At 53.6% G+C, this 15,275-nt stretch carries 12 protein-coding genes, 1 tRNA gene and 1 other RNA gene; 5 read left to right on the plus strand and 9 right to left on the minus strand.

The genetic code is table 11. The annotated features are described in order from the left end of the window. Positions 1-242 precede the first annotated feature (242 nt). Complete coding sequence (locus HV477_RS21535; RefSeq protein WP_001136079.1) at positions 243-1,568, minus strand: uracil-xanthine permease family protein; 1,326 nt, start codon at positions 1,566-1,568, stop codon at positions 243-245. Positions 1,569-1,625: 57 nt separating this feature from the next. Then, the gene (locus HV477_RS21540) at positions 1,626-2,750 is read right to left on the minus strand and encodes an aryl-sulfate sulfotransferase (RefSeq protein WP_079898880.1); all 1,125 of its coding nucleotides are present in this window, start codon (positions 2,748-2,750) and stop codon (positions 1,626-1,628) included. A gap of 149 nt (positions 2,751-2,899) precedes the next feature. Here HV477_RS21540 and HV477_RS21545 point away from each other — a divergent pair, with 149 nt between their 5' ends. Beyond that, positions 2,900-3,907, plus strand: coding sequence for a substrate-binding domain-containing protein (locus tag HV477_RS21545; RefSeq protein ID WP_079898881.1), 1,008 nt, complete (start codon positions 2,900-2,902; stop codon positions 3,905-3,907). A gap of 72 nt (positions 3,908-3,979) precedes the next feature. On the opposite strand, the gene HV477_RS21550 is transcribed toward HV477_RS21545, so the two are convergent. From HV477_RS21550 to HV477_RS21575, 6 genes are all read right to left on the minus strand, one after another. After that, positions 3,980-5,947 (minus strand): helix-turn-helix domain-containing protein, encoded by a 1,968-nt coding sequence (locus HV477_RS21550; RefSeq protein WP_079898882.1) that lies wholly within the window; start codon positions 5,945-5,947, stop codon positions 3,980-3,982. A gap of 339 nt (positions 5,948-6,286) precedes the next feature. Further along, complete coding sequence (locus tag HV477_RS21555; protein ID WP_001091330.1) at positions 6,287-6,652, minus strand: hypothetical protein; 366 nt, start codon at positions 6,650-6,652, stop codon at positions 6,287-6,289. Positions 6,653-6,834: 182 nt separating this feature from the next. Next, positions 6,835-6,968: non-coding RNA, RtT sRNA (locus HV477_RS21560), on the minus strand. Positions 6,969-7,003: 35 nt separating this feature from the next. Beyond that, positions 7,004-7,080: transfer RNA gene (locus HV477_RS21565), tRNA-Pro, on the minus strand. 90 nt (positions 7,081-7,170) lie between these two features. After that, on the minus strand, positions 7,171-8,862 hold the full coding sequence (gene eptB / locus HV477_RS21570) for a kdo(2)-lipid A phosphoethanolamine 7''-transferase (RefSeq protein WP_001269263.1): 1,692 nt from the start codon (positions 8,860-8,862) through the stop codon (positions 7,171-7,173). A gap of 230 nt (positions 8,863-9,092) precedes the next feature. Further along, on the minus strand, positions 9,093-9,797 hold the full coding sequence (locus HV477_RS21575) for an autotransporter outer membrane beta-barrel domain-containing protein (protein WP_000637073.1): 705 nt from the start codon (positions 9,795-9,797) through the stop codon (positions 9,093-9,095). A 156-nt stretch (positions 9,798-9,953) separates the two neighbouring features. Here HV477_RS21575 and tag point away from each other — a divergent pair, with 156 nt between their 5' ends. Further along, positions 9,954-10,535 (plus strand): DNA-3-methyladenine glycosylase I, encoded by a 582-nt coding sequence (gene tag, locus HV477_RS21580; protein WP_079898883.1) that lies wholly within the window; start codon positions 9,954-9,956, stop codon positions 10,533-10,535. Continuing rightward, positions 10,513-10,953 carry an N-acetyltransferase gene (locus HV477_RS21585; RefSeq protein ID WP_000619902.1) on the plus strand — a complete coding sequence of 147 codons (441 nt, stop codon included), beginning with the start codon at positions 10,513-10,515 and terminating at the stop codon, positions 10,951-10,953. The genes tag and HV477_RS21585 overlap by 23 nt, the downstream gene beginning before the upstream one ends. On the opposite strand, the gene HV477_RS21590 is transcribed toward HV477_RS21585, so the two are convergent. Beyond that, positions 10,922-13,255, minus strand: coding sequence for a molybdopterin guanine dinucleotide-containing S/N-oxide reductase (locus HV477_RS21590; RefSeq protein ID WP_079898884.1), 2,334 nt, complete (start codon positions 13,253-13,255; stop codon positions 10,922-10,924). The two genes, HV477_RS21585 and HV477_RS21590, sit on opposite strands and share 32 nt — an antisense overlap. Positions 13,256-13,407: 152 nt before the next feature. Between HV477_RS21590 and HV477_RS21595 the strand changes: the two genes are divergently transcribed. Further along, on the plus strand, positions 13,408-14,070 hold the full coding sequence (locus HV477_RS21595) for an OmpA family lipoprotein (protein WP_000747548.1): 663 nt from the start codon (positions 13,408-13,410) through the stop codon (positions 14,068-14,070). 229 nt (positions 14,071-14,299) lie between these two features. Further along, positions 14,300-15,274 carry a glyoxylate/hydroxypyruvate reductase GhrB gene (ghrB, locus tag HV477_RS21600; protein WP_017441633.1) on the plus strand — a complete coding sequence of 325 codons (975 nt, stop codon included), beginning with the start codon at positions 14,300-14,302 and terminating at the stop codon, positions 15,272-15,274. Position 15,275 lies beyond the last annotated feature (1 nt).

Genomic DNA, 15,275 nt, shown 5'->3' on the forward strand with positions numbered 1-15,275 from the left:
ATTCACTTAATATTTTGCAACAGTTAGTGATTAACAATTAGCCATTAATTGAAAAATTTCTTTCGATATGTTGATTATCTGAGCGATTAATACCACTAACGCTAAAACGCACAGGCGAAAATGCTGAGGTTATCCATAAGCCGTGTGCAAAAAGAGTGATCCGGACATTGAAAAACACCATCGAATATGTCACAAAATTGTAAATAAGTAGGCCGTCGTGCGGCCTACCGCGATCACAAAAACTAACTTTTGACCCTGGCCTGCGTGCGCTTTTCGCTCCAGTTAAACAACGAGTTCACCAGAATCGCCGTCAACGTCCCCGCTGCCATGCCGTTGCCAAAGACCATCTGTACGCCCGCCGGGAAATTCTGATACAGGCCGGGTACCAGTATAGGTAGCATTCCCATGGCCAGCCCCATCGCCAGCGCGTAGGTTTTACCCGGCGTATGCAGTGGCTCACGCGCAATCATATCAATGCCGATGACCCCGATAATGCTGAAGACAATCACCGCCGTACCGCACACCACCGAACCTGGCAGACAGGTCGCCAGACGTACCAGCGGCGCGAATATGGCAATCAGGATTAACAATCCTCCGGCAGCCGCAGTCACGAAACGCGATTTCACATTAGTGGTGCGTACCACCCCAATATTTTCGCCGGAGGTGATAATTAAGGAGGTGCCAAAAATCCCCCCCAGCAGCGACATTACCGCATCACCACGAATGGTACGTGGAATCGCCTGCTGCACATTTTGCGTGGAATTGACTATTTCCGCGGTCGCAATCGTTTGCCCGGTTGCTTCAGCCATAGAGATGACCGCATAAATCAGTAACGGCAGCGAGGCGGAAAGATCAAAAATCGGCCAGCCGAACGGCAAAAGCTGTGGGAAACTAAACAGCGGCCCGTGACTAACACCGCTAAAATCGGTGCTGCCCAGCGCCATTCCCAGCAGCGTTCCCGCTAAAAGGCCGAACATTACCGCCAGCTGGCGCAAAATACCGCTAAACGCCAGCGCGAAAATCAGCGTTATCAGGATAGTCCCCAGCGATAAAATGATACTGGTTGGATGAGCGAAGTCGGCGCTCCCTGGCTGGCCAATGATCAACCCGCCGTACAGGCGAATAAGGTTAATCGACACCATTAGCAGCATGATGCCAATGATAAAGGGGGGAAAATGGTGCAGGCAGCGGCGGAAAATCGGCAACGCGATAAAGTAGAACAGCGAGGTCAGAATTACGGCGCCAATCGCGGTCTGGATATTGGTCTGTAAAGCGATCGCAACGAAAATCGCAATCGGCGCGCCCCCCGGTACCATGATAAACGGCAAACGCGCGCCCACCCCTTTCACACCCAGGCTTTGCAGAATAGCGCCCAGACCGCACATCAGAAAGGTCGCGCTAAGTACCGAGGCGGTCACCGTATCGGTAAAGTGGAGCGCTTTGGCGATCAGAAAGACGGAGGTAATGGGGGTGGCGGCAACGACCAGCACATGCTGAAGCGCCAAAAGTAAGGTGGTTTGCCAGGGTAATGCATCGTTATCCGGCGTAGTAAGGCCAGGTTGCGGCATGATTAACTCCCATAAAACATCAAAAAAATAACCGCCAGCGCGGGCTGGCGGTCTGCATTATTTCAACCAACTAATGGCATCAGCGGCATAGCGATGCGCACGGAAGGCGCTGTTCTGTTTTCCAGGAATAATGCCTTTACTGAGGTGCTCCGGATATTCATTAAAGAACGGAATGATATATTCCCATACCGTTTCGCCTTCCGGGGTAACTTCAAACAGGCGGCCAAACGCCGATTCACAGATAAAGGTGTTGCCGTTCGCCAGCCGCTGCGCGCTCCCCATATACGGCGAGAAAAACGCCGGCGGGAAGATATCGCGATACTGCCAGGTAATCGCTTTGGTCTGCGGATCGAACTCCAGCACCGTGGAATGCGGCGAGGTGACGCCGGGACGCAAGTTGCCGTTATCGAAAACCAGAATCGACCCGTTCTCCATCTCAACCGGCGTGTGCTGCTGCGCTACCACTTCCGGCCCTGCATGCCAGATAACCTTCCCGCTCTCTTTATCCACGGCAATGACGCCGGAAGTGGTACGCAGGCTCATCAGTACCAGGCCATCACGGGTGACGGACAGGCCGTTAATCATCGGCCAGTGGCGGCGGTCGAAAATATCATGAATCGGGAAATCTTCCGGATTCAAATGCTCCCAGGCACGCCATTCCCACACCACTTCACCGTCGCGATTGACCTCTTTGACGACGTCGCTCTGAATCACGCCGTCCGGCGCATCGCGGCGCGAGTCGCCGCCGGTAACACGGGCGGCGATATCGGCAGGCAACGGCGACGCGGCGGTATACAGCAGATTACCGTTCGCCAACCATTGCGCATCATGGTGATGGTAAATATCTTCGTAATGCCAGACGATTTCGTTATCCGGCGTCACTTCGTAGAAGTCGCCGCCGTGCCAGAGATCCCACGCCGGATAGAGGTTCGCTGAAGTGCGGTGGCTGCCGTTATAACCCAGATTACCGTTCGGCAGCAGCACCGCATCACGCCCGGCGCGAACCGGAAGCTGCCACTGATGCGCGACTTCGCCCTGCTCGTCCACCAGGTAAACCCGCCCTTCGGCGGTTTGCGGCGCAAAAAGCGTATAGCCGCCAAAGCTCTTCGCATTATCAGCGTAGATAAGGCCCGCCGGACGGCGTCCAAGGGTAAAAGTCGAGTCCTGAGTTAAGTGTGCCACATCGCCTCCTGAGGAATAAATTTGCGCCAAAATACCCCATTAAAACGTTTTAATGAAGAGTTTTTTACGATCCTCACTGAAAAAAAGCAAACGTTACCGTCTGGTAAATATGCTATCCTGTGCGCAAATTTTCGCAGGTCAGGAAGCAGATGGCTGTTCAAAATAAAAAACGCGCAAAGTTGATTGATGTTGCCCGCTATGCAGGTGTGTCGCCAGGGACAGTATCCAATGCCTTGCACAACACTCGCTTTGTCGAGCCGCAGACGCGACGGCGTATTGAAGAGGCCATTGCTGCGCTCAACTACACGCCGAATATTCGCGCCCGCCAGTTGCGAACCGGCAAAACCAATACCATTGCTTTGCTCTCTTCGGTGCCGCTGGCGATTGCCTCCGGCGCGTCACGACTGGGATTTATGATGGAGGTGGCGTTAACGTCCGCGATGATGGCGCTGGAAAAACAGCATGCGCTGATTCTGGTGCCGCCGGGGGCAAATCCACTGGATGCCGTCAGCTTTGACGCGGCGATCCTGATTGAGCCGGCGGAGAACGACCCGCAGCTCCAGGCGCTGGCGCAAGCGGGCATTCCCTGCGTCACCATTGGCCGCACGCCGGGGACCGACACGCCTGTGCCGTGGGTTGAGCTGCACTCGGCGGCAACAGCACAACTTCTGCTAACGCATCTGGAGGCCTCCGGTGCCAGCAAATGTGCGTTATTTGTCGGTAACACACGGCGAACATCAGTTCTGGAGAGCGAAGCGGCTTACCAGCGCTGGTGCGCGGGGCGCCAGGACCCCGTCGTCTACTCTCTCAATGAAAGCGAGGGTGAAAATGCCGGCTACCAGGCCGCGCAGCAGCTATTACAGGCGCATCCCGACGTTGACGGCGTGCTGGTGCTGATCGATACCTTTGCCAGCGGCGCGGTACGGGCTTTCCAGGAACAAGACATCGCCATACCTGAACAAATGCGGGTGGTTACTCGCTATGACGGTATCCGCGCGCGTGAATCGCTGCCGCCGCTGACGGCAGTGAATATGCATCTTGATGAGGTGGCGCGACAGGCAATCACACTATTATTTGATTTGCTGGCGGGCAAGAAGGTCAGTCACAGCGACGGGATCATGCCTGAACTGGTCGTGCGGGCGTCCACTTCGCGATAAAACGCGTAGAAGATAGCTGAGCTACAGACGCAAAAAAGCCGCTCAGAGAGCGGCCCAACAGCCAGAAGCCTACTAAGATAGCGTATACCCCTGTTTTGGCGAATTAGGCTTGTTAGGAAACGCCAGCTTCAGTTGCTTTGAATCCACCATAGGTTTTAAGTAATTCTGGCGAATACTCTGCGCCTTACGTCCCAACAATATTTCCATTACCGCGACAGATAAATAGTGCCCATCGCACAACTGGACAAGCAGCTCCTTCATTACCCCGGCTTCCAGCCGACGGTGTTCCCGCGATGGCGCAGCTAACGCTTCAAGTTCATTCCGAAATCCTTCGCTCAATACGTCAAGATCATCAATAAACGGTTTATCTAGCAAGTGACTGATAAATCTGCCGTGTTCATCTCTTCCCTGATGGCTATCCACTAAGTCAGGATCGCTATGCGTTAAGCTGATGTCACTATGCGTTAAGCCCTGTGCGTTATGCGTTAAGTTCGATGCAGAGCTTAACGCATTAGCGAAGACCTCTTCCGGAGACGGCAACTCCATTCCAGGTAAGCTGTATGATTTATCCCGCTTTTCACCACTGGCGACAAGAAAGCCCTTATCCACTAACTTTGGAAATGCCAGGGTAACATCACGGGAATGTCTGCTTGTGAGCTGACATGCTCTCTCATGGTTTACCCAACCTTCTGTCGCCGCCGTGATAACGATCATTCGTTCGAGATCATCAAGCAAATGAAAACGTTGACCAAATAAATCATCAAGCCGCTCAGTCACCTCCTGTGATACAAGACTTACCGTCGACAGCTCAAGCAGTGTTTGTTCAGAAGGCTCTGTTTTCTCATACAATTTTGGTGTGCGCCAATTCGCCCATTTCCAACCGCTCATGATTTTGGGCACACCAGATCCTGCACGTTCACCTGCGCCAATCATTAAGAACATCTGGTGCATACGGCGGTTACGGCAATCGCTTTCCCCGCCCTTCACTGCAATTTCCGGCGGTATCCGCATCAGCCCAGGATTACGGAAGCCAAAAAGATCCGGCCGCCTGACGACCAGGATCGAGCTTCGGCCCGTGTAATCAGCATGCACCAGAGTATTAACAAGCGCCTCGCGGATAGCTTCATGAACCTTGGTTTCATCCAGCCGAATGCCATCCTGCAATTCAAAAGGCACCTTAAGGTCGGAAATGAGCTTTCGATATGTCCGGCGGTAAAAATCGAAAATATTGCCTGACCATGAACCATCCGGATAGATGCGGTCGATCCAGCGGGAATCAGGTTGTGTGTCATCCCGCTCGCGATAATCAACAAAATAGTTTGGAACCGCATCCTGAATAGCATTCCAGGTACCAAACATCAGGATACCCGCAAGAGTGATGCCTTCTTCCCCGCTCTGGCGGTTTTTTCGCCAGCCACCAATGTTCCTGAATAAATCGATGATATCCAGCTCCAGCCAGGGATGCTGAGGCTTCGCAACCGCAAAGATGTTACGGTAAGCACGCAAACTGTCCTGATCGATATCGCTGAAATCAAACCCTGCCAGGATCCGGTCATCACGACTATCCTCTACCTGCTCCGCGAGCATTCTTTTGATTTGCTCTTCAGAACAGTGGCAGTCCCCTTCGTGGCGACGGATGTATGTTTCCGTCATCGGCTGGTTGTTAAGGTAGACCGGTTTTTGCTCACGTCTTGCTATGGGGATCTCAATGACAATGACCATTTTATTATCAAGATTAATGACCTGTACCGATTGATCGGTCAGTAAATTGACATTTACTTTTTTCTTGTTATTGGCAATATCAAACAGTTGCTTCATAACAGTAGCAATATCGCCGATCCCCTCAACGATAAAATTCCCTTTCTTTTCTCTGACGCCCAGCACGACATAGCCACCACGGGTATTCGCCATCGCGCTGTATGTTCGCCAGAAATCCTCCGGCAGCTTACCTTTACCATCCGCTCCCTGCGCCAGCTTAAACTCCAGTTCAACTGATTCAGAAAGTGTTTGTAAATCCAGCAAATCACTGACAGGAAACATAATCGGGTCGGCACCTGTTTAATTTAACAATCCAGGAAGAGAGAAGGACAACCTGAGCGAATAGTTAATTGTATTATCAATACAAACGCCTGCAGCGCATCCAAAATTTCAGTATCCGTCTCAAAACGCATAATACATCATGCTCTCGCGTGAATGATAAAACCATTAATTATCAAAATATTACAATAAATAATTGCTTGACCATTGCATCCTGAATGCTATGTTTACAGCAACTGACGCAGTCCCGGGACTGCAAAAGAGCCTTCAGGCGATGCATGAAAAAGGGCAGCTGCCGAAAGCAACGATCGCGCGAACTTGAAGTTTTCAAGTATGTCTGCTCTAAAACGGTGACAGATGCCAGCAACAATTAATCTGCTTCACCTGCGCCCAAAACGCCGGAATTCGCCCGACAAACGCCAGTGTATCTGGCAGGGGCGTCACTTTGGATGCGCCTGATGCACAAAGTGACGCCGGTTCACTCCGCTGCGTCATTCGCTTTACGGTTTCCAGCTTACCGTCTGCGCGACAAGGCTCCAGCGCTGCAATAACCTGCTGTGCCGTGAGTTCATCAATGTTGATCTCTCCGATATGGGGAAACACATACCGGTTTAACGAGTTCCAGATATCCTGCAACGTATGGGATTTCAGCCCCGCCGCTTTTTTCAGTTCATACCAGTTTGCGGCGACATTTTTAAACGTATTCACCCTGACGCGGCGGACTTTCTCCTGGCTGGCGCGCTGCTCTTCGAGCGGGTCGATAAACTTTGCCAGTAGCCTTCTGGCGTTCTCTCGCTTCGCTCGGGTCGAACCTCTTGCCCCCGGAGGTTCTCATCCTCGTCAGGCTTCAGATACAAAAAACCCTGCTCGCTGAGCAGGGTTTCTGAATTTGGTCGGTGATAGAGGATGACTCGCCACTGCGTGGCTCGCCCTGCGGGCCGTTGCTGACGCAACGTTCTCTCGCTTCGCTCGGGTCGAACCTCTTGCCCCCGGAGGTTCTCATCCTCGTCAGGCTTCAGATACAAAAAAACCCTGCTCGTTGAGCAGGGTTTCTGAATTTGGTCGGTGATAGAGGATTCGAACCTCCGACCCCTTCGTCCCGAACGAAGTGCGCTACCAGGCTGCGCCAATCACCGAATGCGGGCGCATCTTACTGCTCAGGCGCACGCCCGTCAATCCCTTAGTCGCAAAATACAATTCAATCGGCCAGAAAGTCGGCAGACAACCTACTTCGCGGCGACTTTCTGCGCATCAGGAATATGGCACCAGTTGTTGTTCTGGTTAATGCCGCCATCCGGCGATGTATACCCCAGGCAGCCCATTATCGTATCGTACAGCTCCACATGACGACGCGGCACTTTGATCTCCGCCTGCTGTTTCAGGTGAGCGAACATCTGCGCATGTTGCGGACTGGCAAGATATTTATCCGACATCCATACCAGCATCGGAACACGGAATTGCTCCGGCGGCGCCATATTGCGCGGCGTACCGTGCAAATGTTCGCGTTCGTTAATCGACTCGCCGTGGTCAGCCGCGTAGAACACAATCGCTTTTTTATCACGCAGCTGATCGAACACACTGGTAATAAAGTGATCCACATAGGTCACGGAGTTATCGTAAGAGTTGATCATCTGCGCTTTCGTGCAGCCGCTATCGACCCCAATACATTCGGGCTTCCACTGAGCGTAGCTGCGCGGATAACGTTGCGTATAGTTAAAATGCGACCCCTTAGTATGCAGGATAATCAGATGCTTACCCTCCGGGTTCTGGGCAAGCGAGTTCTGCATCTCATCAATCAACAGCATGTCATCAACCGTTTTACCACGGTTACGCGGCTCGGCGCCGATCTGCTCGCGGTAGGAGATATTATCCGCCATGGTATTGCTATAGAACCACATCTCGCTCTGCATGGCGTACAGATCGGAACTGAATCCGAGCTGTTTGAGTACGGCAAAAACATTCTGCTCTTTTAACGTACGCTGCGGGTTATTATCCGCCCCACCTTCCCGTACAAACATACAGCGTAAAGAAAGCTTCGTCGCGGTATCGCAGGAATAGCCGCGGAATGCCGCCAGATTTTTTTCCTGCGCCAGCTTCGGCGTGGTATTACGCTCGTAGCCGAAAATCCCCATGTGATCCCAACGGGTCGTCTCACCGATAATGAAAACGACGTAGGTGTCATCCCCATCCTTCGGCGCAACATAGGTAAATTTCCTGGCCGGGTTTATTAACGAATTATTGTCCGACGACTCATCTACCTGCGCCCAGGCATACAGCCCTAACGCAGATAACCAGTTTGAAGGCAGATAGGAGTTCGCCACCACGCCGCCATAGCTGGGTAAGTCGATACCTGTCGCCCGTTCAACCTTTTTTTGCTGTACATCCAGCAGGCGGATAGGCGCCCACACCATTACGCCTGCGAGTACCACTACAGCGGCGCTGCGAAAACGCTGCCCCGGCGTACGTAGCTGGCGCAACAACGTGTAGCGACAGTGGTTACTCCAGATAAAGATGAGCGGAAGCACGCTCACGGCAATCAGCCACAATACGAAGTGCAGCCCCACCACCTCTTTCGAGAGATCGATATCGGTGGTCATAACAGACGCAATAATGCCGTAGCCAATCACCACGTTCAGGAAGGTCATGTAATAACTGGCGCCAGCGGAAAACAGCACCACCAGCGTGGCCAGCACACGCCAGACGCGTCGGCCAAACAGTGAAAGAAGACGAAGTAAGAAGAAAGTGACCAGCACCGTGGCGCCCAGTTCGACAACTGCGGAGAGGCCTTTCCAAATGGTAAATTCTTGTGCATAACTGCCGAAACGGCGGTAAAACACGGCGCAATTCATAAACAGACCGATATAGAGCGCAAGCAAGAAACTAAGTTTCTGTTGCGTCATCGATTTAATGTATCTCATGCAAACAAACCCTGGGAATCGGGATAAAAACGACCTGTACAACGATTCTGTAATCAAACAGGTAAATATGCGGCTAACGCAGATGTGAGAAAGTCTACCAGCGCGGCTAAGTAGACCACAGGAAGCGCAAAAAGTGTCTATAGAGAATGTGATTGACCTATATATTTTTGTAAATATATAGACAGGGTATTAGCTGAACTTCTAATAAGTCCAGGTGGCGGTTTATCCTGTTAAAACCTGGCGCTCACCCCCAGGGTATACAAATAATCACTATCCGTAGCGCTGTTTTCCGCCTGGGAAAACGCCGCATACGCTGCCATGTGCGGGTTAAGTAACACGTCCGCGCCTACGGTGACATCCAGCCAGTTTCCCGCCTGATTTCCTGCGGTCATACGACTCAACCCGGACTGAGCTTTCCAGATATTTTCCCCAAACTGTTGGTTATAGCTGATTTGCGCCCAGGGACGGACATCGCCGAACTGCGAGTTTACCCGCCAGCCTAACGTACTGACGCTGGCGTGCCATAACGGATCGGTAAGCGCTAATGTCGTCGCGCTATCGCCATATTCGTTATACATTGATGACGTCGAACCGTCGTAATGCAGCGCCGCGACCGGCCCAGTGGTTACGCGTCGGGAAAGCGGAAAATTCCAGCCCATACTGATACCGCTGGTCGCATCAAGCGGGGTTTCATCCGCCAGGCTAAGCACCGGACCCACCGTATTTTGCGTAGACTGAATACGTTCGGCCAGTATGTCGTTGTAATTCGGTTGGTGATCGCTGTCCCAGGTATAGCGTTCCGTCGTATGCCCCGGAGCCGCTTCAGCGATATATTCTTGTTGCCAGGCATACGTGGTATTGATAAAAAACGAGCAGGCCATAAGGCCCGCCAGACAACGCAATGTCCGGCGACCACGGCGTTTTCTTACAATCATCAACGCGACTCCAGAGTAGAGCCGAATTCGGCGATATTATTGTCATTGAATGAAGGATGTCGGGCATCAGCCCTGTATTAACTATTGTCCTTTTAGCGGGCCCGTCAAGGCGGGTTGAAGGAAATTTTCGCGGTAACCACAATAACGAGGAAGTCTATGCAGCGTTGCGACTGGGTCAGCCCGGACCCCCTTTATATTGCCTATCATGATAACGAGTGGGGCGTACCGGAAACTGACAGCAGAAAGCTGTTTGAAATGATCTGTCTTGAAGGTCAACAGGCCGGTTTATCCTGGATCACCGTGCTTAAAAAGAGGGAGAACTACCGCGCCTGTTTTCATCAGTTTGATCCGGTACGCATCGCAGCTATGCAGGAGGAGGATGTCGAACACCTGCTGCAGAACACGGGCATCATACGACATCGCGGTAAAATTCAGGCCATTATCAGTAACGCCCGCGCCTGGCTTGCGATGGAGCAAAACGGCGAGTCTTTCGCCGATTTTGTCTGGTCATTCGTTGATGGCCAACCGGAGATCACCCAGGCGGCCAGCCTGGATGAGATCCCCACCTCAACACCTGCGTCCGATGCGCTTGCTAAGGCATTGAAAAAACGCGGTTTCAAGTTTGTCGGTACGACTATCTGTTACTCCTTTATGCAGGCGTGCGGACTGGTCAACGACCATATTACCGGCTGTTTTTGCCATCCGGGAGAAAAACATGATTCGCAAATCCCAGAGTGAAGACATGGCGTCTATTCTGGCGCTGTGGATGAAAAGTACCATTTATGCCCATCCCTTTATCGAAGAACGTTACTGGCACGAGAGCGAAGCAATTGTACGCGACGTCTATTTACCCGCCGCACAAACCTGGGTATGGGAGGAAAATGGACAACTGAAAGGCTTCGTCAGCGTACTGGAAGCCCGTTTTGTCGGGGCGCTGTTTGTCGCCCCCGACGCGTTAAGACACGGCATTGGCAAAGCGCTTCTGGAATATGTCCAGCAACGTTTTCCTCTGCTGAGCCTTGAGGTTTACCAGAAAAATCAATCCGCCGTAAACTTCTACCATGCGCTTGGTTTTCGTATTGAAGATAGCGCCTGGCAGGAGGATACCGCCCACCCCACCTGGATTATGAGTTGGCAGGCGGATCAAACGCCGTAAGCGGTAGCGCCGGGCCGGTATATTTCTCAAACCAGACCAGCGCGGTGTTGCCCGCACAACCGTTCCCCAGCCGGGAACTGGGAAGATCTTTTGTCAGGACGTTTACCGCGCCGTTTTTGCATATGCCGCCTGCGGTAGGTTCAGGGTCCGGCCATGCGCCTTCGTGAATACAGATAACGCCAGGCCGAATTCCGTCGGTAACGACCGCGCCCGCCAGAACCTGCCCGCGATGATTCCAGACGCGTACCGTATCGCCATCGACGATTCCGCGCGTTGTCGCATCCTGCGGATGAATCGTCACCGGTTCGCGTCCGGCTACCGCATACCGCTCCCGTAATGAACTGTAGTTGAGCTGGCTATGCAGACGATGCGCCGGATGCGCGGAAAGTAGCTGAACCTGCCCCGCATCGGCGTTCCCGTGCCACTCATCCGGCACCAGCCACATCGGATGACCGGGACAATCCGCGTAACCATAGCTGGCAATGCGCGTAGAATAGATTTCGATTTTGCCGCTGGCCGTTTTTAGCGGATGGCTATCAGGATCGCGGCGAAAATCCGCGAAGCGCACAAACTGCGCGTTGGCGGGATTTTCCGGCATCTCCAGTAAACGGTTAGCCTGCCAGAATGCGGCAAACGGCGGCAGCGTCACCCCCTGGCTGGCGCCACGCTGGGCGGCAATATTGTAGAAAGTCTCCAGCCACGCCAGCTCGCTTTTTCCTTCGGTGAACCGAGCGTAACCACCGGCTTCCCACCGTTCGCTCAGTTCAGCAAAAACGTCAAAATCATTCCGCGCCTCCCACCGGGGCGACACGACCTGCTTCATCGGCGCCAAATGCTGATTGCTATAGTCGCCGGTCATGGTTAAATCGTTGCGCTCATAGCTGGTGGTCGCAGGCAGAACAATATCCGCGTGTTTCGCGGCGGCCGTCCAGAAACATTCCGAGATAACGACCAGTTCCGGTTTTTGCCACGCGCGAATCAGACGGTTGGTATCCTGATGATGGGTAAAGTTCGCGCCGCCCGCCCACCAGATAAAACGAATATCCGGGAAGCGGCGATCCATCCCATTGTGTTGGTAAAACCCACCGGGGTTTTCCAGCGCCTCGACAATACGCGCCACCGGTATTTTATCTACCGCATCGACCCCGCCAGAGATGCTTCCCTGCATCGAGGCTAACACGGCGGCGCGGCGCGTCGGGTTTCCGCCGTTAGCAAAATGATAAGAAAAACCAAACCCGCCGCCAGGCGTACCAATTTGCCCCAGCATTGCGGCCAGCGTAACCATCATCCAGTGCTTTTGCTCGCCGAACTGCTGACGCTGCATTCCCCAACCGGCCATCAACATGGTGGTGTTATGATGAAATATTTCCGCCAGTTCACGGATTTTCACCGCAGAAACGCCGCAAATTTCCGCCGCCCATTCCGCTGTTTTGGCCGTACCGTCGGTCGTGCCCAAAAGATAGTCGGCGAAGCGGTCATAACCCGTCGTGCAGCGGGCAAGGAACGCTTCATCCTGCCAACCGTTTTCCACCAGCGTATGGGCGATTCCCAACATTAACGCCACATCGGTGCCCATATGTGGGGCGATCCACTCCATCTTATCGCCAAAAAAGTCGACGCTTTCCGATCGCATCGGATCGATGCAGATCAGGCGCTTGCCGCTTTGTCGCAACGCCGCAAAATAGTCGAGCCCCTGTTCATCCGAGGCATTCCAGGCAATTTTCAGAGTATTCAGCGGGTTCGCGCTCCAGAGCACCACCACCTCGCTGTGTTCCAGCACCACCGGCCAGCTAGTCTGCTGCTGGTAAACCTCGTTGCCACCCACCACATAAGGCATGATAGCCTGCGCCGCGCCGGTGGAATAATCGCCAAGATGGCCGGTATACCCTCCCGCCAGCGCCATGTAACGCTGCAATAGCGTAGCCGCTTTATGCAATACGCCGTTCGAACGCCAACCGTAGGAGCCGGCGAAGATGGACGATGGCCCATAACTTTCGCGAATACGTTTGTGCTGAGCGTGGATCAGGTCCAGCGCGTCATCCCAACTTACGCGAACAAACTCATCCTGCCCGCGTATGCCTTGCGGCTTATCGGGAGAAGCCAGGAACCCTTTACGCACCATCGGGAAGCGAACCCGCGTTTTACTGTGAACCTGGTCATGCACAACGGTTTGCAGGGAGTTCTGGTGTGCCGTCGGGAGTTCGCCATACGAGGCAAAAATGCGTTCTCCGTCGGTTTCAACGCGGACTGGCCCCCAGTGTGCGGCGGTCAATACCGAATGACGCGATGGTGCGTGGGTCAAGGTTCGCTCCTGAATTATTGGGATTATTTATTTTGCCGATCAATGTTACTTACAAATTTCAGAGTTTTCCCTGGAATTTTCTTCATGTGCAGACGTCATAATCAACCGCCACGGTCGCTGTGGTAAAAATAAAAAAGTGATAAGGATTTAAGATGAAAAAACGTGTATTTGTGATTGCTGCCATCGTGAGCGGCGCCCTGGCAGTATCTGGCTGCACAACAAACCCTTACACCGGCGAACGCGAAGCAGGTAAATCCGGCATTGGCGCGGGTATTGGATCGCTGGTCGGCGCAGGTATCGGCGCACTCTCCTCCTCCAAAAAAGATCGCGGTAAAGGCGCGCTGATTGGCGCGGCGGCTGGCGCGGCGCTGGGCGGCGGCGTGGGTTACTACATGGACGTACAGGAAGCGAAACTGCGTGACAAAATGCGGGGCACAGGCGTTAGCGTGACGCGAAGCGGCGATAATATCATTCTGAATATGCCGAATAATGTCACCTTCGACAGCAGCAGCGCGACGCTGAAACCGGCAGGCGCTAACACGCTGACCGGCGTGGCGATGGTGCTGAAAGAGTATCCCAAGACCGCCGTCAATGTGGTGGGCTACACCGACAGTACCGGTAGCCACGATCTGAATATGCGTCTGTCGCAGCAGCGTGCTGACTCCGTCGCCAGTTCGCTGATCACCCAGGGCGTCGACGCCAGCCGTATCCGTACCAGCGGAATGGGGCCGGCGAACCCGATCGCCAGCAACAGTACGGCAGAAGGTAAGGCGCAAAACCGCCGCGTCGAAATTACCTTGAGTCCATTGCAGTAAACGACAGTACCGGGTAAGGCGGCATGCTTTACCCGGCCTGCATTACTCCCTCGCCATTCCTTCTCCAGACCGGATACACGTCGCATTACTCGGTATTCATTCATTATTTACCACGACACGGCTGCCGACAGCGGGGAAATTGGCTGGTCGATGATGGCTAAACGGGTTAATAATAAGCCTGTTCCGGTTGGCGCATGCCGCGCTTACCTTTTGATTTACGGAGAGTCGCATGAAGCCGTCCATCATTCTCTACAAAACCCTGCCTGATGATTTGCTGCATCGCCTGGAGGCGCATTTTACCGTCACCCAGGTACCGAACCTGCATCCGGAAACGGTAGCGCGACACGCGCAGGCATTTGCCAGCGCGCAAGGCCTTCTGGGCGCCAGCGAAACCGTTAACCGCGCGCTGCTGGAAAAAATGCCGGCGCTACGCGCGGCGTCGACCATCTCGGTGGGATACGATAATGTCGAGGTGGACGCCCTTACTGCCCGCAAAATAGTCCTGATGCACACGCCTGCCGTTTTGACGGAAACCGTTGCCGATACGGTGATGGCGTTGATGCTGGCCACTGCCCGCCGCGTGGTGGACGTCGCAGAACGGGTTAAGGCGGGTGAATGGACAGAAAGCATTGGCCCGGCGTGGTTTGGCGTCGATGTCCATCACAAAACGCTCGGTATCGTTGGGATGGGGCGTATCGGGATGGCGCTGGCGCAGCGAGCGCACTTTGGGTTTACCATGCCGGTTCTCTATCACGCCCGTCGGCGGCATCAGGAGGCAGAAGACCGGTTTAACGCCCGCTACTGCGATCTGGATACGTTGTTGCAGGAGGCTGATTTTGTCTGCGTGATCCTGCCGCTAACGGCAGAAACGCGACATCTGTTTGGCGCAACACAGTTTGCCAGAATGAAATCGTCCGCCATTTTTATTAATGCCGGACGCGGCCCGGTGGTCGATGAAAACGCGCTGATTGCCGCGCTGCAAAACGGTGAAATATATGCGGCAGGTCTGGATGTCTTTGAGCATGAACCGCTATCTGTGGATTCGCCCCTGCTGAACATGTCTAATGTCGTCGCGGTGCCGCATATTGGCTCGGCAACGCATGAGACGCGCTACAACATGATGGCCTGTGCGGTGGATAATTTGATTGATGCGCTGCAGGGAAAAATAGAGAAGAACTGCGTCAATCCGCAAGCGGCGGGATAAC

Source organism: Salmonella sp. SG203 (assembly GCF_013350575.1).
GTDB classification, from domain to species: Bacteria; Pseudomonadota; Gammaproteobacteria; order Enterobacterales; family Enterobacteriaceae; genus Salmonella; species Salmonella enterica.